20 protein-coding genes are annotated in these 20374 nt (G+C 51.2%); 6 read left to right on the top strand and 14 right to left on the bottom strand.

Annotated features, from left to right (window positions below; all coding sequences use genetic code 11):
- Positions 1–170 precede the first annotated feature (170 nt).
- The 7 genes from JMJ16_RS14415 to JMJ16_RS14390 form a co-directional block, all read right to left on the bottom strand.
- Positions 171–1424 carry an MFS transporter gene (locus tag JMJ16_RS14415; protein ID WP_201382257.1) on the bottom strand — a complete coding sequence of 418 codons (1254 nt, stop codon included), beginning with the start codon at positions 1422–1424 and terminating at the stop codon, positions 171–173.
- A 722-nt stretch (positions 1425–2146) separates the two neighbouring features.
- Complete coding sequence (locus tag JMJ16_RS54285; protein ID WP_236601491.1) at positions 2147–2347, bottom strand: hypothetical protein; 201 nt, start codon at positions 2345–2347, stop codon at positions 2147–2149.
- Between the two features lie 5 nt (positions 2348–2352).
- The gene (locus JMJ16_RS14410) at positions 2353–3858 is read right to left on the bottom strand and encodes a M3 family oligoendopeptidase (RefSeq protein ID WP_236601490.1); all 1506 of its coding nucleotides are present in this window, start codon (positions 3856–3858) and stop codon (positions 2353–2355) included.
- A 17-nt stretch (positions 3859–3875) separates the two neighbouring features.
- The gene (locus JMJ16_RS14405) at positions 3876–4055 is read right to left on the bottom strand and encodes a hypothetical protein (RefSeq protein WP_201382255.1); all 180 of its coding nucleotides are present in this window, start codon (positions 4053–4055) and stop codon (positions 3876–3878) included.
- Between the two features lie 518 nt (positions 4056–4573).
- A complete protein-coding gene (locus JMJ16_RS14400) occupies positions 4574–5107 on the bottom strand; it encodes a GNAT family N-acetyltransferase (RefSeq protein WP_201382253.1) in 534 nt (177 codons plus the stop codon).
- Positions 5108–5796: 689 nt separating this feature from the next.
- Positions 5797–7032, bottom strand: a complete 1236-nt coding sequence (locus tag JMJ16_RS14395; protein ID WP_201382251.1) for an IS110 family transposase — start codon at positions 7030–7032, stop codon at positions 5797–5799.
- A gap of 187 nt (positions 7033–7219) precedes the next feature.
- A complete protein-coding gene (locus JMJ16_RS14390; RefSeq protein WP_236601489.1) occupies positions 7220–8539 on the bottom strand; it encodes a group II intron reverse transcriptase/maturase in 1320 nt (439 codons plus the stop codon).
- A 469-nt stretch (positions 8540–9008) separates the two neighbouring features.
- Here JMJ16_RS14390 and JMJ16_RS14385 point away from each other — a divergent pair, with 469 nt between their 5' ends.
- On the top strand, positions 9009–11060 hold the full coding sequence (locus tag JMJ16_RS14385; RefSeq protein ID WP_201382247.1) for a recombinase family protein: 2052 nt from the start codon (positions 9009–9011) through the stop codon (positions 11058–11060).
- Between the two features lie 8 nt (positions 11061–11068).
- Here JMJ16_RS14385 and JMJ16_RS14380 read toward each other — a convergent pair whose 3' ends face one another.
- From JMJ16_RS14380 to JMJ16_RS14370, 3 genes are all read right to left on the bottom strand, one after another.
- Positions 11069–11587 carry a reverse transcriptase domain-containing protein gene (locus JMJ16_RS14380; protein ID WP_201382245.1) on the bottom strand — a complete coding sequence of 173 codons (519 nt, stop codon included), beginning with the start codon at positions 11585–11587 and terminating at the stop codon, positions 11069–11071.
- A gap of 644 nt (positions 11588–12231) precedes the next feature.
- A complete protein-coding gene (locus tag JMJ16_RS14375) occupies positions 12232–12678 on the bottom strand; it encodes a hypothetical protein (RefSeq protein WP_201382243.1) in 447 nt (148 codons plus the stop codon).
- Positions 12671–13207 carry a hypothetical protein gene (locus tag JMJ16_RS14370; protein WP_201382241.1) on the bottom strand — a complete coding sequence of 179 codons (537 nt, stop codon included), beginning with the start codon at positions 13205–13207 and terminating at the stop codon, positions 12671–12673. Before JMJ16_RS14370 ends, JMJ16_RS14375 begins: the two co-directional genes overlap by 8 nt.
- A gap of 25 nt (positions 13208–13232) precedes the next feature.
- On the opposite strand from JMJ16_RS14370, the gene JMJ16_RS14365 reads away from it, so the two are divergent.
- Positions 13233–13595, top strand: a complete 363-nt coding sequence (locus JMJ16_RS14365; RefSeq protein WP_201382239.1) for a hypothetical protein — start codon at positions 13233–13235, stop codon at positions 13593–13595.
- 420 nt (positions 13596–14015) lie between these two features.
- Here JMJ16_RS14365 and JMJ16_RS14360 read toward each other — a convergent pair whose 3' ends face one another.
- Positions 14016–14912, bottom strand: a complete 897-nt coding sequence (locus JMJ16_RS14360) for a phosphotransferase enzyme family protein (protein WP_201382237.1) — start codon at positions 14910–14912, stop codon at positions 14016–14018.
- 198 nt (positions 14913–15110) lie between these two features.
- On the opposite strand from JMJ16_RS14360, the gene JMJ16_RS14355 reads away from it, so the two are divergent.
- Positions 15111–15575, top strand: coding sequence for a hypothetical protein (locus JMJ16_RS14355; RefSeq protein WP_201382230.1), 465 nt, complete (start codon positions 15111–15113; stop codon positions 15573–15575).
- A 286-nt stretch (positions 15576–15861) separates the two neighbouring features.
- Here JMJ16_RS14355 and JMJ16_RS14350 read toward each other — a convergent pair whose 3' ends face one another.
- A complete protein-coding gene (locus JMJ16_RS14350) occupies positions 15862–16899 on the bottom strand; it encodes a hypothetical protein (RefSeq protein WP_126601643.1) in 1038 nt (345 codons plus the stop codon).
- 653 nt (positions 16900–17552) lie between these two features.
- Here JMJ16_RS14350 and JMJ16_RS14345 point away from each other — a divergent pair.
- On the top strand, positions 17553–17807 hold the full coding sequence (locus JMJ16_RS14345; protein WP_201382228.1) for a hypothetical protein: 255 nt from the start codon (positions 17553–17555) through the stop codon (positions 17805–17807).
- Between the two features lie 64 nt (positions 17808–17871).
- Here JMJ16_RS14345 and JMJ16_RS14340 read toward each other — a convergent pair whose 3' ends face one another.
- Positions 17872–18474: a hypothetical protein gene (locus JMJ16_RS14340; protein WP_201382226.1), complete on the bottom strand. Its 603-nt coding sequence runs from the start codon at positions 18472–18474 to the stop codon at positions 17872–17874.
- A gap of 110 nt (positions 18475–18584) precedes the next feature.
- On the opposite strand from JMJ16_RS14340, the gene JMJ16_RS54280 reads away from it, so the two are divergent.
- Positions 18585–18947: an IS630 transposase-related protein gene (locus JMJ16_RS54280; RefSeq protein ID WP_236601488.1), complete on the top strand. Its 363-nt coding sequence runs from the start codon at positions 18585–18587 to the stop codon at positions 18945–18947.
- Positions 18934–19596 (top strand): IS630 family transposase, encoded by a 663-nt coding sequence (locus JMJ16_RS54275; protein WP_236601487.1) that lies wholly within the window; start codon positions 18934–18936, stop codon positions 19594–19596. The genes JMJ16_RS54280 and JMJ16_RS54275 overlap by 14 nt, the downstream gene beginning before the upstream one ends.
- 9 nt (positions 19597–19605) lie before the next feature.
- Here JMJ16_RS54275 and JMJ16_RS14330 read toward each other — a convergent pair whose 3' ends face one another.
- Positions 19606–20196 carry a TetR/AcrR family transcriptional regulator gene (locus JMJ16_RS14330; protein ID WP_201382224.1) on the bottom strand — a complete coding sequence of 197 codons (591 nt, stop codon included), beginning with the start codon at positions 20194–20196 and terminating at the stop codon, positions 19606–19608.
- Positions 20197–20374 lie beyond the last annotated feature (178 nt).

Here is a 20374-nt window from a genome sequence, read left to right as displayed (position 1 = left end):
ATCCAGTCTATTTGCAAGTGCCAGCAGCTATCAATGAGCTCAGAAATGTGGACGCTTCAATTAAGCTTGCCGCAGACCTACAGCCCCAGGAAAAGCTGATCCTGTCACCAAGATCCCTTTCCCGTTTTATAGCCCGGTGCTTCATATGCATCCTTTGCCATATCAATACATTATTGTTCGTGACTCTTGTCTCTCTGTGGTACGCGTAGCTGCCAAAGAGTTATCAGGCCCACCAATATATATATAGCCGCGCCCACACTCAAAATTTGGACAATGCCAATGTGATCTCCAAATATTCCTCCAAATAATATTCCCATGATCATCATTGCTGATTGTATAGTTCCAATCGATCCAAAAACTCTTCCACGATACACATCGCTTGTACTACTTTGCATTAAGGTCAGTAAAGTCACTTGCGTTGCCACTTCGGGACATCCTGCAAGAAAGGAAAAAATAAGTGGAAGAACCAGCACTGATAAACCTGGGATTACGAGCATACCAGCATTGAAGATCGCAAGCTCTAGCAGCCCTAAAACAATCGCACTTACCGAGAGCAGGCGGCCTGAAGAGATGTGTTTCCCAAAGCGAGCAAGCAATGTACCGCCAATGAGTCCTCCGGCTGCTTGTACTGATGGTAAGAAACCAATATATGCGGCACTGCCTCCCAATACCTTGAGCACAAACGGAGCTAACCCAAGAGCGTTAAATATACCTTCTGCCAGGTATATAGCAGCTCCTACTATAAAAATCAGGATCAGGGTCCGATTCCCCACGATGATCTGGAACCCTTGAATCCATCCCTTCCAGAGGCAGATTTGCCGCAGTTCTCTAACCGCACTTGTCTTTCCTGATGGCTTTGCTACCATTGTAATCAATGAAATCAGGAGGCCTGCTACAAGATAGGTGATTGAATCTATAAGAACAACACCTATTAAACCGATAAGTGTAAATAGTAATCCTCCAAGGGCAGTTCCTACTAATCTTGCAATATTAATGTTAAGAGCATTGAGGGAATTTGCTGCTATAAGGTCACTTTCTTTGACTACTTGTGGTACAAGAGCATTCTGTGCCGGCATAAAAAATACCCCGATTGCAGATTCAGCGGTCGCCGAGAGATATAATAGCCATAGACAGTCAGAAGAACGCACAAGGATTAAAGGTAGAAGCACTGCTGCCCGAGCCAGAGTGGTCCAAACCATGATACTCTTGCGATTCCAACAATCGACAAACACGCCTGCAATTGAGCCAAGTAACATACCAGGGAGATAGTTAGCAATAAAAATTGCTGCTGTCGCTAATGCTGATCCAGTCAATAAATACACCTGTAATGGCAGTGCAATGATCAGAGCGTAATCGCCTAAAATCGAAATAAGACCTGCAGACCAAATAAAAATAAAATTACGCTGCTGTAATATTTTGATCATTTTCTATAAATTTCTCACTTATATAATATATATAAGTGCCCTCCAATGCTTCTAGGACATTAACCCTATTAAACAGGATATTCGATCTTGCTTTTCGTAACCTCGTTTGAATTGTTGAGTATTAAAGATACGGAGAACCGATTTTACAGACACATGAAAGTAAAAAATCAACTATTAGCTCGTTCAAATTGAACGGAGCTGAGATAGCCTATAGTAAGGCTTTCCGCAATGGGTGGAGAAAGCTTCTCCTATTGCATCAGACAAATGGTCCCTTTGCGCCCCTAATGAATGCCTCGCTTCTTGTTCTACGACTTTTCCTTCTATTTTAACCGGATCTTCCAAACCAAAACCATTACAGTTCCTAGAATAGTTATGGAAGCACCTGGTAAATGTCCTACAAAGTGAGAGGATCTAGCCCGCAAATGTGAAACATTGCCCTCAATCTTGAGCACTGGGACACATTTTCCTGGAAAAGCCGCTCCTCGTCAGACTTTTCTCAGCGACATCTTGTAAATTGGAGGGAGAATGAGAAGTCACGCTGTGAAGTTTGAGATGAAATTGGCGGAACTTTGGGAATTGTTTTGTGGATGAATTGTTCCCTCTCTCCTCATTTCATCGGTCTTCTCGAAGCTCGTGAAAACCGCCTATCAAACAGAAAAGGGCAAAATGCGCACCAATTTCATCTCAACGTTTCCATACTGGAGTGGGACGCAGGCGTTTCGTTACACTTGCGCCTCTAACTCTTCTACCGTCCGGGAGATCAACTGCACCACATACTCAAGCATACCCGTGTCAAAGGCAAATCGTGCTCCAGCCGCCTCATAGAGTTCAGGTACCGTTCTTGTCGCACCCAGAGAGAGCGCGAAACGATACTGGCGGATCGCTGTCTCTTGATCGTGGAGATAGTTGTCCCAGATCTGCAAAGCGCCTAACGCGGCAAAGGCGTATTCGATGAAGTAGAACGGAAGGCAATAGTAGTGCAGCACCCCTGCCAGCGACTTCCACATTCTCTCTCCAGGCCGCTCCAGTCGATTGCTGGTTGATAGCGTTGCGAGAGTTCTGCCCACTTCTGCCGGCACTGCTCTGGATCCATTCCCTGTCTGGGGTGATCGTAAACCCAGTGCTGGAAGGCATCGCCCATAACAATGAGTGGCAAGTAGCTTGTAAGCATATTCTCCAGGTGCTGGATGCGCAGGCGGGCCGCCTCCTGTTCTGTACAAAGGCCGGCCTGGTGAAGATGCATGGCCCCAATAAATTCCATGCTGGTTGATGCAACCTCGCCAAACTCTAGTGGTATGGCCTCCTCTTTTCGCTGGTGAATGTAAGGCAGAGAGATGGTCTCAAAGACGTGGAAGGCATGCCCCATTTCGTGAAAGATCAACGGCACAACGTCGGTAATCGCATTCACGTGCCCAAAAATGAAAGGACGGCGCCTGACCTCTAGCGGCAGATTGTAGCCATCGTCCGCTTTGTTTGGGCGCTCCTCCAGATCGAAAAGCTGCTCCTGGAGCATGGTCTCAAAGTAGCTTCTCAGTTGGGGATCGATCCGCTGAAAAACGGGGATGCACTGCCGCAGCAATCCATCGACATCAGAGATATGGCGCGGCGCCTCGCTCGCCCGTGGATCGACCTGCATATCCCAGGGGCGCAGTTTCTCCACACCGAGCAGCTTCCGGCGTTTCTCGTAGAGATGGCTGGCTGCTGGCACGATAACCTGCTCAACAGCCCTGTGGAATGCCTTGCAATCATCCGGGGTATAATCAAAGCGCAGCAATTGCTGCCAGCGATAATCGCGGTAGTTCTCATAACCGGCGTTGCGCGCAATCTGCTGGCGCACATGTATCTTTTTCATCCAGAGTGCATCGAGCTTTTCGCGATCTTCAGCTTCACGCTCCGCAATAGCACGCCAGGCTCGTTCTCGTTGTGTGCGATCAGGATGAAACAGGACATTTTCCACGGTGGTTTTTGGTCTCTCTTCCCCGTCCCACGTGATCATTTGTGCCCCGCCAATCTGGTAGTATTCGTCATCCAGAGCCTTGTCTTCATGCAACAGTGGCAGATTCTCTTCGCGGTAAAGCGCCGCCTCCGCGCGTAGATTACGCAGCGGAAGCGCAAACCCCTCCGGCTCCAGTCGGCTGGCCAGCAGACGCTCTTTGATCTGCTGATCCAGCGCCTGCTGTGGAGTAGAGACTTCTTCCATGAACCGCTGCTTGCGCCGGGGACGCTCCTCGTCTGCCGTGTTTGTTGTGCAGGCGATATCCAGGCGCATCATCGTCTCATTGACGAGGGCGCTCAAATCCGACCATTGGGCCATCCAGGGCTGGAGCGTTTCCGACGCAAGAGGACTCTCCAGTAACTCCCGGTACCAGGGTTCAATCTCTACCCAGCTTAAACGTTCAAACGCTTCGCTCGTCTGGGGAAGTGATGTGAACATACAGGAAACCTTTCTTTTCAAGAAGGATGGGAAAGGCTACGAACGCTTTCCCCTTTCTCATTTTGCCAGAACAAGCGACGGCGCGGCGCGTAGAGCAAGAACTCTGGTACATCCAACAGCCACTCGGCTTTTGCCAGCATGAGGAGGTCATAGATTTCGGCCAGTTTGGGCTCGGCAAATATGGCGTCAGGCGTCACGGTCACTCTCCTTTGATAGCATGCACATCGTTCGCGATGGCTCCCACGCCTCGTGATTTGAGATAGAGATCTACCCGCCGACAACATCCCAGTCTGTTTTTCCTGTGGCCGACCAACGTTTCTCTGTCAGAGGAGTCTGCTGCCCGGCGCTCGGGTGTGCGCTTTGAACCGGAGGACGCCCTTGACCGGGGAGAGCGAACGCATTCTTCCACAGTCAGGACATTCCACCAAGCAATGGAACTCGCGGCAAATCGTGTGGTTTGACAATCTCTTTGTCCTGATCGGAACGTTTATGGGTCAATGACCGGCCGGACAGCTTATGAGTCAAAATAGCAAAGTAGTTCACTGGCCTGAGAAGCCACTTGAGGCAGCAGAGCTACAGCCACTAATTCGAGAGGGAATCATGGTTCTCCGTCCTTAGGGGGAACCGATGAGCTTGATAGAGCCAATGCCCACCTTTGGAATAAAATGTGAATGTAGATAATGCTTGTACTGCGTGGTTATTATCCAAGCACACATTATTCTTCGAACTCGCGTGCCAATATATCCATGTAAATCACATCTATGTACTTTCCGTCTTTGAATACCCACTCGCGCCGTCGTCCTGTTTCCCGTAAACCCGCCTTTTTGAAAGAAGCGATGCCCGCATAATTGTCAGAATGGACGGAAAGCATGATGTTGTGAAGATTCATTGTGTTGAATCCATAGCCAAGTATTAACCGAATGGCTTCAGTACCATAACCTTTGCCTTGCTCCTCCTCGCCTATAAAAATGCCAATGAAAGCATTACGGTTTAGGTGGTTGATGTCGTGTAGGCTGATGCTACCAATCAATACATCACCGTCAAGGAGCACTATAGCATAACGATGTACCCCATTTGCAGGCTCAAAAAGCCATTTCAAATCATTTTTCGATGATACTACCGATGAATACTGAGCGTATGTTTTGGCTACTGCCTTCTCGTTCAGCCATTTTATGTACTTCTCTGCATCATCGGTATTTATAGGTGAGAGATATAAACGATTACCAGTAATTTTTTTATAATATTTCATTTGCTCAACCTCCTCAAAAAATAAATTTTCTACGCTCACCTTGTCGCCCAATGGACACGAACTCTGTCAAAAATGGTGCCACAGTCACGGATATGCGTCAAAAGCTGAACTATACCGATTTTCGGCACGGTTCTCGACTGGCTTGACAAGCCAACTACTGGATAGCTTATGCGTCACTGGCAAGGACAAATCGGTTGAGATCAATGGGAACCAACTCTCCAGAAAACGTGCAGTTGGCTGTTTTGCTTGTGTGTTCCTGTTCTTGCGCCGTTTCCACCGTTTCTGTTGCGTGAAGCCCGTCATCAGCCTGTACAGCTTCTCGTTCTGGGTCTGTTTCTGACTTCGTTCCGTTCCCGTTCTCTTGTTCTGTAGATTCCGATGGAGGGTCTTCGATACTTGGTCCTGCTCCATCAATAATCCGAAGCGTATTCCGACGCAGCACCAGAAGCTCTGCGGCTCTTTCGAGCTTCTCGGCCCGTACCTCGGTGTCCCCATCCGCATACGCCCATTCCAGGGTTCATCAATCCAAAGAGAGGAATGCAATTTACAGGTTTTGGAAAAAGTATACCTGATGGGAAGCGGCTTTTCCAGGAAATTTTGTCCCAGTGCTCAAGATTGAGGGCAATGTTCCATGTTTGAGGGCCCGAGCTGCTCACTTCCTATGAAAATCAGAATCCTAACCCGACGCGCTAAGCAACCTCCTTGGGAACGAGTGTCACCGTGTAGCCGAGAGCCTCAAGTTGCCGGACAGAACGTTGTGTTAGCCGCGTGCTATCTCGTTGCTCGAAATAGTCTGCCCCCAGATCGCGGTAAGGTTGCTTGGTAGAGAGCACGTGATAGATGATCACCAGAAGGCTGTGGGAAACCGCCACAACCGCCTTCTTCTTTCCCAGACGACGCGCCAAGCGGTGGTACTGGGCGGAAAGATAGTTATCTTTCATGTGCGAGATCACCCAGACCACTTCTGCCAGAATGGCCCGTAACGTGGCATTGCCTTGGGTCGTCTTGCCGCTGAGCCGTTTGCCTCCACTTTGCTTGTTGCCTGGACAAACTCCTGCCCAGGACGCCAGGTGTTTGGCTGAAGGAAAACGTGTCATATCATCACCAATTTCACCCAGAATGGTTGCAGCAGCAAGCTCGGCAATCGCAGGAATACTCATCAGCAAGGTCATCGCATCCTTATAGGGCTCTAGCCGCTCCTCAATATCCTGTTGCAGCTGCTCGAGAGTCTGCTCTAGAAAAGCAACATGAGCCAGGATATGTTTGAGCAGCAGACGATGATGAGCCTCAACTCGACCATCCAGGGCTTCTTGCAATTGTGGAAGCTTTTGGCGTAACCGGCCACGGGCGAGCTCGGCCAGAATCTCAGGATCGGTGGTCCCCTTCACTAGCGCGTCGAGCATCGCACGTCCGCTCTTGCCCAGTACATCGGTTGCAACTGCCGTCAGCTTCACATTGGCCGTTTCTAAGACTTTATGCAACCGATTGACTTCATCGGCCCGTTCTTGCACTAATGTCTTGCGATATCGCGTCAGATCACGCAGTTCACGAACAGGAGCAGGTGGGATGAAGCTGGCTTTGAGGAGTCCATGCCGCAATAAATCGGCGAGCCACTCGCTATCCTTTATATCGGTCTTGCGACCTGGAATAGCTTTCATATGTTGAGCATTGACCAGGATCACGCTGCGGCCCTCTTCCAACAAGTTAAACACCGGTCTCCAATAAATTCCGGTCGATTCCATAGCGATCACCGTGACAGCCAGGCTCTCTAACCAATCAGAAAGTGCCAACAAACCAGCTGTCATGGTAGAGAAGGTTCGGATATGACGCTGAACTTCTCCATTGGCCTGGGTCATCAAAATACAGGCGACTACCGTCTTTTTATGCACGTCTAAGCCGCAACAACGCTCATGGACTACTTGCATACCAGTTCTTCCCTCTCTCGATACGCATTGTTCGTCTTCGCCGAGACCAACGAGAGGTGCGAAGTAAGACACAAGTCGGGTAAGAGGCCGGTTCTTCGTTTCCGAAGAGTGCCAACCTCTCCCCACCGAACCAGGACTTGCGGGTTTCCCAGCGTCCGGCTCTCCAAGAGTCGCTACGCTCATTGTTTCAGTATGGGACATACGAGAGTTCGGATAACTTGAGGCTATCGTATTCTCCTCGGTGAATTTTCCGATGGCATGTCTCACAGACAGGGATCTGCTTTCGGTTCAACATGCGTAGGATGCGGTTAAAACCGGTTGCTTCCCTTTTGTTGGATAACTTCCGTATATGTCGAACATGGTGCATGACAATTTGTCTCAGTGTCTCTCCACAGATGCAGCATGGCCGCCCAAGCTTGGAGCGCGTTCTCATTCGTGTTGCAATCTGGATGCGGTCGATATCGGGAGATATTCCAGTTTGGAACGCCTCCCGCTTTTTGGCCCAGTCCTGATTGTAGTAAAATGAGATGGTTCGATCCTCTTTTCCCTCTTTGCCTTTCATGACATAGGTCGGTTGCTTCCCAAAGCGTTTGAAGACCTGAGGGGTGGTGATTTTGAATTTGCGCGCTAGCGTCATGGCGAGCGAGAAACGAAGAATGTACTGAATTCGGCCAAGTTGTCGCCAGTTGTCCGTAAATCGATAAAAATTCTGGATACCACGGTTCACGCCGTTGTAGAGAGAGATTATCTGATCTACGTCTAAGTAGGCCCAACCTGATCGTGGGATGGGTTTGCCCTCTTTCGTACAGAAGCCTCTCTCGCTTAATCTCTTCAAGAGTTTCGGCATCGGGGCTTTCATGACGGTTTCCCAGCCAGTGGAGCGACGTTTGACTCGTTTCCCCGTGTTGGTGGCTGACAGAGTCACCTTCGCTACACCGCTATTTCCCATTTTGAGGATGGTTCCGAGGAAGAAGGCTTCTTCGGTTCTCGCATTGGTGATGCGTGTTTTTTCCTCATTCAGGGTGAGTTTGAGATGGTCGTGCAGGAAGATTTTCACTTCCTGTTTGATTTCTTCAGCTAGGGCGCGGCTCCCACTCATTCCGATGATCCAATCGTCGGCGTATCTCAGGTATTTGATCCGAATAAATTCTGGATCATTCACGTTTGTGGAGGGTAAAGCTCTCATTTTTTGGACGAGTGCCTTGAACTCCCTGGTTTTTGTCTTCCCCTGGGCTACCAGTTTTGCTTTCGCTTTCGAGAGCCTCTGGTACGCCAGATTTCGGCCTTTGCTCTCCCCCTTTTCCCGTTTCTGACGTAGCTCTTCCACGAACTCATCAAGTTCATGTAAATACGCATTCGCGAGTATTGGGCTGAGAATTCCTCCTTGCGGAGAACCAATCAGACTATCCTTTCTTGCTCCATGAAGGTCCATATATCCTGCATTCAGCAGTTTCCAGATCAAGTTGAGAAATCGTTGATCCTGAATCTTCTGTTTGAGGATAGTCACAAGGGTTCCATGATGGATTTCGTCGAACGATCGCACAACTCAATACCCGGTTCAAGAACCCAGATAACCCAACCCTGAGAGAGATTGAGGTCATCGATCCCAGACATCCCCTGTTCGGACGCCGTTTCAGCCTGGTTTCCATCACCTCGTCCCCTCATGAGGATGGGCACGTCTTCGTGGCGTATCGCGATGGGATGCTCTTGTGCCTTCCTCTGGCATGCACTACACTGGCTCCGTCTCGGTCACCAGGTTTCAGCAAACTCACTGCTGAGAGTGTCACCGATCTGTTACATGTGGCTGAGGATTGCGAGGCGCTACGTGATTGCATCCATTCTTCCCTCTCATCTCTGGATACGTCTGCCTGCCCAGGTGCAACAGCGTATCCAAGACGATCTCTCCTTGATTCTTCAGGAGGTGCTGTATGAGTACGTCCGTAAGCACAATGAGCCCAGCGAGCATGGAGATGCCCATGAAGTGCACATCCGAATTGGTCACCCCGCTCCATCTACAAAAGAAAGCCTTGATCTACATCCGGCAGTCGACGTTGCATCAAGTGCTCACCAATCAGGAGAGCTTACGTCTGCAATATGGCCTCCAGCAGCGGGCTCGTAGCCTGGGATGGCCTCCCGAGGAGATTGAAATCATTGATGCGGATTTGGGCATCACGGGAGCCTCGGCGCACCAACGCACCGGCTTTCAAGAACTCGTCACCAAAGTGACGTTAGGACAGGTAGGGATCATTCTCTCGACCGAAGTCACGCGTCTTTCACGCAACTGCTCCGATTGGTATCCGCTGCTGGATGTCTGCGGCTATCGAGGCTGTCTCATCGCCGATCATGACGGCATCTACGATCCTGCTACGACCAATGGACGCTTGTTGCTCGGACTCAAGGGGCAACTCTCGGAACTCGAATTGCACACGATCCGTGCTCGCATGACAGCTGGACTCCTCAACAAGGCCCAGCGGGGAGATTTGGCCCTTCCCCTGCCCATTGGACTTGTGCGTGATGCTGCGGGCCATGTACAAAAAGACCCCAACTGCGAGATTCAGGATCGCATCGATCTCATCTTTGCCTCTTTTGTGCGCTTGCGATCGGCCAGCCGAGTGCTCCACTTTCTCAACGAGCATGCTCTCCAACTTCCGCGACGAGATCGCTTTGGGGACGTGGCCTGGAAACGCCCCACGGGAGCAGCCATTCTCGAGATCCTCAAAAATCCCGCCTACGCTGGCGCCTTTGTCTACGGGCGTACGCGTACCCTGCGGACAGATCGGACAGCCCGTCGAGCCAAAACCATTCGCCTGCCCCTGTCGGAATGGCGCATCTGCGTCAAGGGTGTTTATCCTGCCTACATCAGTTGGGACCTCTTCGAACGCATTCAGGCCATGCTCCTAGACAATTACGCTGAGTATGATCGCAACAAGACCCGTGGCGTCCCCCGGGATGGGGCTGCGCTCTTGCATGGAATTGTGTATTGTGGCGAATGCGGGCACAAGATGGTGGTGCAATACAAAGGCGGGACACGGTATCTCTGCAACTTTCTGCGCCAAAAGTACGGCGTTCCTGTCTGCCAGGATATTGCGGCAGATCCCGTGGACATGCAGGTGGTAGAAGCCTTCTTCCAAGCGCTCTCCCCTGTCGAACTGGACGTGTATGCACGTGCGGTCGCCGCCCAACAGGAGGCGACTGCGCAGATCTTGCATGCCCACCAGCAGCATCTGGAACGTCTGCGGTACCAAGCCACCCTTGCCGAGCGACAGTTCTTGCACGTCGATCCAGAGAATCGGTTGGTCGCCGCAGAGCTCGAAAGACGATGGGAGATGGCGCTCACGGAACTCAAGCGAGCTGAGGAAGCAGGAACCCCATCGCCCACGCCGGTGAACGCTTTGTCCTCTTTAAGTCAGGAGCAGAAGGAGCTGTTTCAAGCCATTGGGCAGCACCTGCCCAGACTCTGGCGGCAAGGGGACGTGGCACAGCGGCAGAAAAAGGCGCTGTTGCGCTGCCTCATTGACAAGGTGGTGATCCATCGGCCTCTTCCGGAAACGGTTCATGCACGCATCGTGTGGCGAGGTGGAGAAACGACCACGCTGAACATTCCGGTTGCAGTGGGATCCCTCACCGATCTGGTTGGAGCGCAAGAAATGGAACGCCTCTCTCTTGAGTGGAGCGCGCAAGGGCAGACAGACGAGGAGATTGCGCAGAAGCTGACCACCCAGGGCTTTCGTTCGCCGATGCAGCCCTTTGTGTTGCCGAGTACCGTTCAAGGCATGCGCTTGAAGCACAGACAATTTCAAGTACGTAGCCAGTCCCATCCGCGCCATATCGAGGGGGCTCTCACCATTTCACAACTGGCAGAGAGGCTTGACATCGCTCCACACTGGATCTATGATCGCATTCACAATGGCACGATCCAGATCAGCAGAGATGCGACAACCCACCTGTATCTGTTTCCTGACAAGCCCAGCACGCTCGAAGAGTTCGCCCAGCTTACCAAGGGAACGCTCAAGACGCTCCATTTTTGAGAGGAGTATCAAGATGTATGATCAAAGCAAGCGCGAATATCTCCTTCGATAAGCCAATTAGCGGCAGACCATTTCCGCCTAATTTCACGCAAAGCTGTGTGACAACTGTGGTTCTGTCTGAAGCCATGACTTGTCTCCCTGAAATAGGGTGTGTTCGGGCTGTCGTAAATCGTCGTAAGGATCAAATACATGACCTGTTGGACAATTTTGTCCCTTACACACGGAATACCCAACTTTCTCATCTTGCCATTCGCCTTTGGGATGAAGGTGATTCGCACAGGCTTGAATTGAAATTTTTCGGTCTTCATTTCCTGAATGATTTCTCGAATGGTTTCTAGAGAAAACCCATCGAGTGTTTCCTCATCTGTTCCAGGGGTCATGTTTCCAGGTTTCGACTTGATCTGTTCGTAGGCGAGAATATACAAGTCTTCTTTGTACATCAGCCTGTACAGATCGCGGTTTTTCCATTGTCTGTTACTGTTCAACGTCCGTAGGCGTTCCAGTCGCTCAAAGGTCTTGTAACTCATCCAAGTCAACCTCAATGAATGGAACTTCCTCTCTAGAACCCTTCCCCCTGTCTCAGGCATTGCCCTGAGCGTTTGGGTACTATGGTTCCTCCGTCGCCTTGCGCCTCACGGCGTGTAGGCGATCCCCAGGTTACACGAGAACTCTGGTTCGTCCTTAGGTACGCATTACGTCTCTTCCCATTCCCTATGGGCTGGTTCTGATGGAGAGTTCATACACCAGGAAACTTTTGGTTGTGACATCAGAAATCGGGCAGCGATACCATTTGCGCCCGATGGGCCGCGTTTTCCCACCAAGACTTGCGTTTAGGCAATCAGCTTTTACCATAGACGACCTACCTGACCGACATCTGGCCCGTGGTATTCGGGCTTCACCGGCCTTTTGGCATCATGCTCCTGTCCACTCTCCCCTTTCGGTTCGAGGTAAGATGCTGGTTTAGCTACCTTCTCTCAGTAGCACCATCCTCCGATGGCAAGAGTTCTCGCGCCTCTCTGGGCGCACATTTCCTACGCGTGCTCACGGCTTACGACGTGGCGACAATCAGCTCTGCTGGACGCACCCGGATCAGCTTCGTAGACGGGTTGAAACACACCACTGTGAGCCGATCTCTACACGTTGGCCTCCTGGGTATTGTATCCCATTTTCATCATTTTCTCTGACTCAGAGAGTCATCATGCTTCGTAGGGTATTTCGTAGGGTATTTACCATCTAATTGGGGGACCCAGGGATGGGACCGCCAGCGCGCGGGAGGCAAACGCGCCCGTTCGGGATTCTCGCGCACGCGGACCCATAGCGGCAGAGGCGGCTGAATCGCCCGGTCCCAATTCTGCCCCCGAGGAGAGGGAAAAGACATGACCTCCTCCCTCACCCCCTTGAGGAGCAGGGCAAGCAGCCAGGAACGTCGCTGTACCCCGGTGAGATCGTCGAGGGGGAACACCTCTGCGAAAATCGCCCACAGGGACGAGAGAGGGATCTGCCTTCTGCCCACTCCCGCCAGGCGGTGGAAAAAAGGCGCCATTCTCTCTTCGCCGAGAGCATCCCACACATCCTGAATTTCAGGGGGCACCAGTTGCAGGGCGTGAGATTCACTCATGTGACACCTGCGCATCCAACAGAAAGCTCTCGCGCATCGTCTGTATGACGGAGCGCTGCATACTGACCAATTGCTCACCTGTCTCGGCGTCAACTTTATCGTTTCGCAAGTAGATGAGATTGGAGAACATCCGGCTCGCTTCGGGGCTGTCGATGCTGGTAAAGTAGAGCAGCTGGACGCGCATATTCTGCGCAACCTCTCGTTGAAGTTCCAGAAATGAGAGGCGGGAAGCTGATCCAAGGGGATTATCCAGAATCAGGCAGCTCGACGCGTGGTGGTGTTTTGTGCGCTCGACCTCGCGGAAGCGAATGAGGGTGCAGAACAGGAGCACGATCGCGGTCAACCGCTCGCCGCCGCTCTTCTTCGCCATTTTCTCAATCGAGATATAGTACGGTTTGTACGCGTTTGGGAAGAGCACCTCGACTGACAAGCCGTCGAGGACGCTGTGCACGATTTCCTGAAACATCTTCGGCCCGGGCGGAATGGCCTCCGCCTGCAAGTACTGCTGATAGAGGCGTAAGATCCGCAATTGCTTCTCCTCGAAACCGAGTTCTTTGAAGCGAATCTTAAAAAAGTGGCGCTGCCCAAGGACCGGGACATTCGCCGGTATCCGGGAGCGTTTTGGGAGATCGATTGGCTGGGGACCGCTTCTGTTCGATGTGGCTCTTACAGCAGAGCTTTTCTCTTTTAGCCAGGCTCAAACTGACTGTTTCTTGCAGAGCTATCTGGCTGAAGCCCCGATCCAGCCACAAGAGTTGGAAGGGGTGAAATTCTACCAGGCCTTGCACCATGCGCAATTGGCAAAGTTCTTCGCTTGGCGTCTGGCGCATCAAGCGACTCTCGGTAATCCTGATCCCCTGGCCAATGAATTGGCGCTAAGAGAAAACAGAACGACGCTTGAGCATCTCTTGGAGTAATCACTTGCTGTGATATCTGTGCAATCTGTCCTTTCTAAGACAGAATAGTCTCAAACGACTCCATCTCTCTGCTGGGCCCATGTGGGAGGCACACCGAATGTGTCCAAGAGCCCAGGTAAAATGGCATAAAATGCATATACACGGGCTTCATGGTAAGGGAGAAACAAAGGCAGTTGTGCCACATAAATTGACGATGCTTTTTTTCACACATTTCAAGGGTGAGATGAGTACTCATCGTTGGAAACAGATTGAGGAAATGATCCGATGTGTGGGTCTGGCACATTCATGGTAATTCGAACTCATCAAGCCTCTTGTTTCGCGCTTCTTCAACCGCTTGTGAAGCGATTCTCTGGGATCAATTCATGGCTCTGCAATGATTGAACGACAACTCCCCAATCTGTGCTAGACCCCGTTCGAGGATCAAAAACAGATCTTCTTACGCTCCCAATCAAGCCACGTATCTACAATGCCTGGGAGATCTGCTATCCCAAGAAGTGGTTTTCCGCGTGATGAACGGGCGACACCAAGACCCCAGGTGACCCCTCGCAAATCACCAAGAATGCAGAATGCTGCTACGGCTTGTTCGTTGTGCGGGTTGAAAGGCCGGACTGAGCGGTAGCCGTCCAACCATGCTTCAAAGAATGCTTGTGAAGATCTCAAAATGGAATGCGGTTCCATTGCACGCCAACATGCTCCCGCACTGTCGAAATCGAAGACAGTTATGTTCTCACCATGGCGATGCACATTGTCGAGTGAGAGGTCCATATGGCAAATTCCGCGATCTAAGGCTGGATTCGCGATGACCTGCTTCAAGCGTGCGCCCAAAGCAACTGCCTGCTCCCACCTCTTCGCCTCCAAGAGGTGCCTGTTCATCCGCTGGAGCAGTTCGTCGATGAGGGTGTGAGCATCATAGCTCTCACGAGGCAACGAAGAAGTAAAGGTATCAGCCGCTTGATGGATGTGGGCAGCCGCTTTCCCTAAGAGAGTGTAGGTGTCTCGTGCAGGTTTCGGCTTTTCACCTGGTGCCCATTCAAAAAGGACAGCCACACGATCTCGCTCGTCTAGACAGAAAGACTCCACATATCCCCGCTTGCCACGTATGGGTTTTGCTACTGGGGCACCATTTCGTATGAGATGGACGGTGAGGTCTACCTCCCATTGGACTTCGGGAGCTGTCCGTTGAAGATGGTACAGTTTGAGGGCAAACCGACCTGTCGGTGTGGTGACGGCAAAAACATCATTGGTCGGCGTGTTGAGTGGCTCGCATATGACGGAACTCAAGCCGAAATGATTTTCAATGTGTTGTTCCAGGTTCATTGGTTTCTTTCTACTAAAATCTTGCGATCAAGGCAAAACGATCTCTCAATGCAGAATCTGCTTTATACATTTTGAAGCAAATATACCTCAAGCGGAGGGAATATGCGAGTTTTTTGCCGCATTTCTTGGCTCATGGGCGCATTTGTCGCTCCCTGCGGCCTAACTCCATCTGTTTCTCATTACAAGGAGAAAAGTCCAATGAGTGACCACTATGAATACACCATCAAATGCACGTTTTCCTCTGCTCTTGATCCACAGTTCCTTGATACCCTTCGCTATCTGGTCCGAACGCACGAGTATCCGTTCGATGCTCCATCAGACCATCCGTTTTTTGAGGCAGAAGCATTATTTGAAGGAGAACAATACGAAGCATGGCGCACCATCTTACAGATCGATCCCGATCAGGGCTACGGCTATTTCTCGCGTTTTTTTCGTCAGCGCGATAACGCTCAGTGGTTCACCCCATCTGGACCTCCCTACATCTTAAGCTTTCAGATTGCTATACACGATGACGCAGAAGGGGGCGTCTGGCGATTGTTGCAGTGGTTAGCTCCCATCAGCGATTCCCAAGGCTTCGTGGGATACTCCATTCGTCAAGGTCATGGTCTTTCTGAACATCCCACGCTTTGGTACTTTGAAAACCAGCAACTCGTGTCCCGATAAGGGAGATGAAAACTTCATGGCACCTTATCATCCCATATATTGTGAAGACCATCTTTCCACTGCACTACTCGCGGCGGTCCGCTGCGCCGGCCCCAAATATGCTCTAGTTTACAAAAGAGGATAAGGTATTTCGACCATCGAGGAAAGCCATGCATGTGTTTCGGTCATGGTAATGGAATACGAGTCTCGAAACATCCGTTTCACAGTGCTATAAGCGACATCGGCATTATGCTGAAGTTTTCCCTGCCGGAAGGGATGCAGGTTTCGCACATCCAGATCACCGAAGTTACTCCTGGAAAAGAGGCTGTCCAGCCAGAAAATCCTCGATCATACTCTCCCAGTTCATCTCGGCGAATTCAGATCCAAAGAAGGCTCCGATGGCGAAATCCATCTTGCCAGGCTCCCAGATATCCTCGTTTTCATAGATGGTCGTGAGTATATTCCGTTGAAGATCCGAGAGGTCGGAAACGGTTGTATTGCGCGCGATTTCCAGGTCTCCAAAAACAAAGCTGAGCAGAGCAATGCTAATGGAAGTATCGAGATCGGACTCGGCAAAGGGAAGTTCGTTGAATCGTTCTTTCACATCTGAAGACAGTTCGTAGCCCCGGAGAAGTATCCTCAGGGCATCCTGGCTGGTCTGCTCTCGCATAGCGAAGACCCAACCCATGGCTGTGGCAATTTGGCCAAGAGGATTTTCTGCCTCTTGTAAAAGGCCTGTGAAAAAGAAAGCCGTTTCTTCGCTCTTTTCGAGAAGTTGCCCCAGGCTCAAGAGAAGACTGGCACGGACAAAGGGGACAACCTCAGTTGAAAGAGATTGCTGCATATCAGGTGCTATTTTTGCTCTGTGCGATTGACAACGGCTGAGAGTATAAGCTGCCCAGGCGCGAAGCTTCTCGTCTGGTGCTTGCAATAAACGCAGATAGGTTGCATAGCCATCGCTTACAGCATCGCTTGCGTTCTGCACCCAACTGAATGCATCGGTAATCTTCAACTGTGCCTCAGGAGTTTCCCTGCGTTCTTTATTGAGCATATGGACATTAGAATAAGGAGCACCATGTGCGATCGCCTCTAGAAATGCAAGTAATTCAGTCTTATTTTGTACCTCAGAAGCTTCCAACAACTCGCAGAAGAAAGGAACGACATAGGCGGTTGAGCTATAGACCGTGCCCTGGTGGGCAACTGCATGCCAGAGACGACGAATGGCACCTTTGTAGATCTCTTCCTTCGGTGAGGCAAGAGCACGAATCAAATCAGGCACCTCACTGGCTTCACCATATGCGTGTTCCAGTTTGTTCCAGGGAATAGAATCGAGGGTTTCTAGCATGTGAGAGTTCTTTCTCGCGTAAAAACGCTGCCAATTTTCATCCTAAAAAACCGCTGCGGTAATACTGCGGAATAATAGTATATACAGAGAGACATTCCTTGTAAAGACCAACTTTCCACTGTACCAGGGCATGCGACGGGGAAATAAATAGCGTGGAGAGATCTGATGTTCTCCATTGTATATTAGCGGAGGAGCAAGCGAGTTCCTGTGCCTGACCTCTCTTTGCTTGTGCGGAGAGCGGAGTCGGAAGCACGAGGCTTCTCTGGCTCTGTTGCAAAAGAAAGCTGATCTGCCAGAATGGCGAGAAAAGCAGGAAAAGAGGATCAGTCATGATGGAGCACCCTCCTTATGCAGGAAAGCAGCGTTTGTGGGAATGCCTCTCGGCGCCTTTTACAGTAGAGTTTGCGGCGCTTTTTTGCACTGCTCGACAACCTGTGCAGTATGAGCCAGTGTAATGGAAAGCCTCACCAGTGCAAAGACCAACTCCGTGCTGTGGAAAGTTGGTCTTCACATATATTCCCGATTAAGTCCCCTGAGAATGCACTAGGACCTATCACGCTCCTCCTGCCGTCCTCTAAGGAGGAATGCTGTATACTCTTAAGAGAGAGAAAGACCAGTGGCCCCTCGTACGCTGTCCTACTCAGGAGATACCTATGGACACTTCCTTCGAAATACTGCTCCCCGATGGTCGCCGCATCCGTCTGACGCCTGAGCAAGCCCTGGAATTTGTTGCCTGGCTGGCTCCCCACATGTCTGACCTCCCAGAGGCCCTGGCCACCTGGCTCGCACAACAACCTCCCCTCACCCACGACCTGCCGCCACTTGAACCTTACTGCGTCGTCGAACGCTCACCCCTCGACGGCCGTTATTACATCGCCGATGCAGGCCTCGATCTCCCCGATTTGTGAATCCAGCACACCCCCCTTGTCCCCTCTGGAGGAAACGGATCGACATCCATCCTCCTCGGCCAACTCAGCCCTCTCCACGCACTCGCCCTGCTTCCACCTGGAGAACTGGGGGATTAAGGCGCCTGGCTCTCCACTCCTCATAGGGCCGCAATGCTCGCAACGTCCATGTGTCCCAGTTCAATCCCCTCTTGCCGTTCTCCTCCTGACCCGCATGCCACCCCTCGACACTCCCAATCCCCTGCGCCCCCGGCTTGACCCAATAAAACGAAGGATTGGTAAAGGAGCGGGCGTGTTCTTTCGGCTCCTCAATCCAGCCATGCCCTCGACACCAGGCACGAAGCTGCGGATTCAAGACACATTCCAGACACAGTGCTTCCCCAGGATTGAGCGTCCTCACCACATCCACAAACATCGAAAAGTGCCCTTTCCCCTCAAACCGTGGGTAGACAGCGACACTCGCAATGGTGGTCGCCCAATAGCGCATCCCCTGCACCTCAACATCCCACAAACGAAGGTAGGCTTCCATCGTCTCCAAATAGAGTGTCTCTCGGTAGGCCCTCCACCGCGGATCTTCGCACCGGGATCGCGCCCGCTCGAGAAAACGCCAAAAGCGCGCCGCCATCCCCTCTTGTAACCGCTCATACGTCGGCTTTCGCATCACCCCCACAGGCCCTCTTCTCTCCTTCACGAACTGATCACCACCTCGCGCAGCGGAGCTTCCAGTCACTCTCTACAGCGGTCTTCACAAAGATTGAGCTTTTATGACATGATGAAAGCATGAAAGCTTACTCATACGATCTGAGATTGCGCGTGCTTCGCGCAGTGGATCAAGGACGATCACGAGCGGAAATCGTGGCCATGTTTGCGATCTCATTAGCGACACTCAAACGATATCTCAAGCGCCAGCGTGAAACGGGTGATGTGCGAGCGAAGCCGATTCCAGGACGCCCGGCGAGGAAAGGTGCGGCTCTGCAAGCTGGGCTCTTATCTCAACTCGATGCTTACTCCGATGCGACGCTTGCAGAACATTGCCAAATTTGGGAAACCACTCAAGGGGGGCAGGTCAGCTCTGCAACGATGAGTCGTGCGATCCAACGCCTGAACTGGACGCGCAAGAAAAAAGACGTTGCAAGCAAGTGAACAGAAGGACGAGGAGCGCGCAGCTTGGCGAGAACAAGCCCAAGCCCTTGATGCAGGGAAATTGGTCTTCATTGATGAATGCGGCTCGAACATTGCCTTAACTCGCTTGTATGCTCGATCTCCGAAAGGGAAACGAACATATGGCGCTCTTCCACGCAATAGACGAGCCAATATCACGCTTCTGGCTTCGATCTCGCTTCAAGGAATGGGCGAAGTCTTCATCCTGGAAGGCTCGGCTGATGCTCCCGTTTTTGAACTTTACATTGAACAGATTCTGGCCCCAAGTTTACAAGCCGGACAAATTGTCATCCTGGACAATTTGAGTACGCATATAGGAGAAAAGGTTCGACAAGCCATCGAGGCACGGGGATGCCAACACCTGTTTCTCCCATCCTACTCTCCCGACTTGTCACCGATTGAAGAAGCCTTCTCGAAGCTGAAAGCCTTTTTACGCCGCGTCGGAGCTCGAACTCCGGAAGCATTGCAAGAGGCGATCAGCCAAGCGCTTCTTACCATTACAGCTCAAGATGCCCTTGGGTGGTTTACTCACTGTGGCTACCAATCTGTTGCGTGCGGATTGGTGAGGCGACTGAGTGTCAATATGGCGCATCATATGACAACAAAGTATGTACTAACGTTTGCTTCCTGATATGACTCATCAAGGTTTTTCTTGAGTATCCTCACATTGAAGATCAACCAGATAGGTTGCGATTGTTGTGAGTTGAGCAGCTGGACCGGAAGAACCAAAGAGAGGAGCGGAAGTCAGCGCCCCGTTGATCACTAGCAGGAGTTGATCAGCCAATACATCGGGATCGCGCGCACCAGCCTGTTGACCGAGTTGATACAAGCGTAACCGTAAAGCATGTTTGTATGCTATGGCTTGGCGGTGAGCAGGATGATCTTCTTCAGAGAACTCTGCCAGGGCATTCAAGAAAGCACAGCCACGATATCCTGGTTTCGCCAGGAGTTGGGCAGTGGCATCGATCACCGCCAACAACTGCGCTTTCGCTGATTCTTTGTGTGGTGCGATCGCTTCCTCAAACCATTGCCAATGAAGGCGATTCTCCTCTTCAAGATAGGCAGAAATTAACTCGTCTTTCGTTGAAAAGTGTCGGTAGAGCGTTGGCTTTCCCACTCCCGATTGCTCAGCAATCGTGTCAACTCCAATGGAACGAATACCTTTCCGATAAAACAAGTCAGAAGCTGTCTCCAGAAGACGCTGACGTGCGGATGAACGTGACGAGGTCATGTTTTCCCTTTCCATGTTGCAAAACAGAACTGTTCTGTGTTGTAGTGTATCATGAGTGCTTCTCTTTCAGCAAGCGCGAGGAGAAGGAACGTTTAGCCCTTCTCCTCGCGCTCTCATCCGTAGAGCAGGGGAGCCGCTCGTGCAAGAAGCGGCTTCCCTGTTGGGAAAGTTGCGTGGG

This window comes from Ktedonobacter sp. SOSP1-52 (genome assembly GCF_016587395.1).
Note: the sequence above shows the minus strand (reverse complement) of the source record. Positions and strands in the feature narration are given on the sequence as shown.

What these genes read in the sequence shown, in the direction of transcription:
- JMJ16_RS14415 (WP_201382257.1), bottom strand. Translation starts at nt 1,424, where the DNA reads ATGATCAAAATATTACAGCAGCGTAATTTTATTTTTATTTGGTCTGCA.
- JMJ16_RS14410 (WP_236601490.1), bottom strand. Translation starts at nt 3,858, where the DNA reads ATGTTCACATCACTTCCCCAGACGAGCGAAGCGTTTGAACGTTTAAGC.
- JMJ16_RS14400 (WP_201382253.1), bottom strand. Translation starts at nt 5,107, where the DNA reads ATGAAATATTATAAAAAAATTACTGGTAATCGTTTATATCTCTCACCT.
- JMJ16_RS14395 (WP_201382251.1), bottom strand. Translation starts at nt 7,032, where the DNA reads ATGCAAGTAGTCCATGAGCGTTGTTGCGGCTTAGACGTGCATAAAAAG.
- JMJ16_RS14385 (WP_201382247.1), top strand. Translation starts at nt 9,009, where the DNA reads ATGAAGTGCACATCCGAATTGGTCACCCCGCTCCATCTACAAAAGAAA.
- JMJ16_RS14380 (WP_201382245.1), bottom strand. Translation starts at nt 11,587, where the DNA reads ATGAGTTACAAGACCTTTGAGCGACTGGAACGCCTACGGACGTTGAAC.
- JMJ16_RS14375 (WP_201382243.1), bottom strand. Translation starts at nt 12,678, where the DNA reads ATGAGTGAATCTCACGCCCTGCAACTGGTGCCCCCTGAAATTCAGGAT.
- JMJ16_RS14360 (WP_201382237.1), bottom strand. Translation starts at nt 14,912, where the DNA reads ATGAACCTGGAACAACACATTGAAAATCATTTCGGCTTGAGTTCCGTC.
- JMJ16_RS14355 (WP_201382230.1), top strand. Translation starts at nt 15,111, where the DNA reads ATGAGTGACCACTATGAATACACCATCAAATGCACGTTTTCCTCTGCT.
- JMJ16_RS14350 (WP_126601643.1), bottom strand. Translation starts at nt 16,899, where the DNA reads ATGCTAGAAACCCTCGATTCTATTCCCTGGAACAAACTGGAACACGCA.
- JMJ16_RS14345 (WP_201382228.1), top strand. Translation starts at nt 17,553, where the DNA reads ATGGACACTTCCTTCGAAATACTGCTCCCCGATGGTCGCCGCATCCGT.
- JMJ16_RS54280 (WP_236601488.1), top strand. Translation starts at nt 18,585, where the DNA reads ATGAAAGCTTACTCATACGATCTGAGATTGCGCGTGCTTCGCGCAGTG.
- JMJ16_RS14330 (WP_201382224.1), bottom strand. Translation starts at nt 20,196, where the DNA reads ATGACCTCGTCACGTTCATCCGCACGTCAGCGTCTTCTGGAGACAGCT.